Raw genomic sequence first — 2,008 nt, 5'->3', positions numbered from 1 at the left:
CGACGTCGCGCACGGCCGCGACATCGACCTGGAGGCCGCCGCGAAGGGCGGCACCTCGGGCGGCTTCGGCGGCGCGGTCGGCGGAGCCAAGGGCGGCCTCAACGAGTACAACCAGGGGCTCCACCCGCCCGACTCGACCAACACTCCGTCCACGGACCCGTCCACCGAGCCGACGACGACCCCGACGTCCGACCCGACCACCACCAACACGCCGAGCCCGAGCACGAGCGACCCCGGGCCGTCCGGAGGACCGGGCACGAACGGCTCGCGCGAGCCGAGCGTCTCGGGCGCGGGCGACGGGCCGTCCCCGTCCCCCTCGTCGTCCCCGTCGCACGAGCCGTCGTCCTCGCCTTCCTCGGGGCCGACCACCACGCACGCGAACGGCGGCGACAACTCACCGTCCCCGTCCACGCGGGACTACGGGCCGAGCAACCAGCCGTCGTCTCCCGGACCGTCGCACAACGGCGGCGGCGACAACTCGCCGTCCCCGTCGCACGGCGGCGGCGACTCGGGCGGCGGGAACAACTCGGGCGGCGGGAACCGCATCGAGTCGATGCTGAACGGCGGCGGGAACAACAGCCCGCACACCAACCTGGCGTCCTTCCCGAGCGGCGACTCCGGTCCGTCGCCGAGCCACTCGGCGCAGCCGTCGTCCTCGGCGCCCGGGCCGTCCCCGTCCGGCATGCCGAACGACGGCGGTCCCGGGCCGTCCACCTCGCCGTCGAGCAGCGGACCGTCGAGCAGCGGCCCCATGGGCGGCGGCCCCTCGGGCGGTCCGTCGGGCGGCGGTCCGTCGTCGTCCGGGCCGATGTCCGCCGGGCCGAGCTCGGGCGGGCCCGTCCCCTCGGGACCGTCCTCGGCCGGACCGACATCGTCCGGGCCTTCCGGCTCGGGCGCCGGTCCCGTGTCCTCCGGGCCTTCCTCTTCCGGCCCCTCGGGGTCCGGGCCGTCCTCGTCGCCGTCCGGCGGTTCGCCGTCGCCCACGGGAGCCGGCGGCCCGGCAGGCGGCGGCCCCGGCTCGCGCGGCCCGAACCTGGCCTCCCCGTCCCCGACGTCCTCCTCGCCGGACGGCACCCGCAACCGCGGCGCGGACGGCGAGGGCGACCACACGGGCACCGACCCGCAGAACGCGAACGGGCCGGTCATCACGCCGCTGCCGGTGTTCATGCCGGGCGGCGACGGGGCCGCTCCGAGCGGCAACGGTTCGTCCTCGTCCTCGTCCTCGTCCTCGTCGAACGGGCGGGGTGCGGGCGCGTCCGGCGACGGCTCCGCCCGCCCGAACGGCTCCGGTCCCGCCTCCGGCTCCGGCTCCGGCAACGAGCCGAGCGGCCGTCCCGAGAACCGCGGCACGCGCGACGGTGAGCGTCCGACCTCTCCGACCGCGGACGGCGAGCAGCCCACGTCCGGTCCGCGCATGGACGACCAGGGCATCATCCACAGCGACCAGCCCCCGGTCGAGCACGTCCCCGAGGAGCACAACCCCTCCCCGGAGCAGGGCCCGCAGGAGCAGGGGCCGCAGGACCGCGCGCCGCAGGAGAACGAGACCCCCGAGTCCTCTCCCACCGGCGAGCACGACCCGTCCACGCCCCAGGAGCACGAGCCCGCCGCTCCGCAGGAGCATGACCCGGCGACCCCACAGGAGCACGACGCCGCCCCGCCGCAGGAGCGCGACCCGGCGTCGAGCGGCGAGCACGACTCCGCCCCTCCGCAGGAACATGAGCCCGCTTCGCGGGAACCGCAGGAACACGAGTCGGGCCCCGCCCCGGAGCGCGATCCCGCGAATCCGCCGGAGCACGAGCCCACGTCCCGCGAGCACGACCCGTCCGGCTCGCCGGAACGCGAGCCGTCGACGCGAGACCCCCGGGAACATGAACCGTCCAACCGGGACCAGCAGGAACACGAGCCGACCCGCGACCCGCAGGAGCACGAGCCGGCCTCCCGTGACCCGCAGGAGCACGAGGCGGGCCCGCGGCCCGAGCGCGACCCGGCCAATCCGGAGGAGCACGAG

General features: G+C 76.7%; 2 protein-coding genes and 1 pseudogene. 1 reads left to right on the top strand and 2 read right to left on the bottom strand.

Annotated elements, in window-relative coordinates; translation table 11 throughout:
* Both AB0J52_RS38010 and AB0J52_RS38005 read right to left on the bottom strand, forming a co-directional pair.
* The coding region (locus tag AB0J52_RS38010) for a hypothetical protein (RefSeq protein ID WP_500187845.1) at positions 1–411 on the bottom strand (411 nt) is incomplete at its 3' end.
* Positions 412–417: 6 nt separating this feature from the next.
* Positions 418–1,416 carry a hypothetical protein gene (locus AB0J52_RS38005; RefSeq protein WP_500187843.1) on the bottom strand — a complete coding sequence of 333 codons (999 nt, stop codon included), beginning with the start codon at positions 1,414–1,416 and terminating at the stop codon, positions 418–420.
* Here AB0J52_RS38005 and AB0J52_RS38000 point away from each other — a divergent pair.
* Positions 1,415–2,008 (top strand): annotated as a pseudogene (locus AB0J52_RS38000) (hypothetical protein); the annotation flags it as partial. The gene AB0J52_RS38005 and the pseudogene AB0J52_RS38000 sit on opposite strands and share 2 nt — an antisense overlap.

This window comes from Spirillospora sp. NPDC049652 (assembly GCF_040675125.1).
GTDB lineage: Bacteria > Actinomycetota > Actinomycetes > Streptosporangiales > Streptosporangiaceae > Spirillospora.
Note: the sequence above shows the minus strand (reverse complement) of the source record. Positions and strands in the feature narration are given on the sequence as shown.

What these genes read in the sequence shown, in the direction of transcription:
- AB0J52_RS38005 (WP_500187843.1), bottom strand. Translation starts at nt 1,416, where the DNA reads ATGCGCGGACCGGACGTGGGCTGCTCGCCGTCCGCGGTCGGAGAGGTC.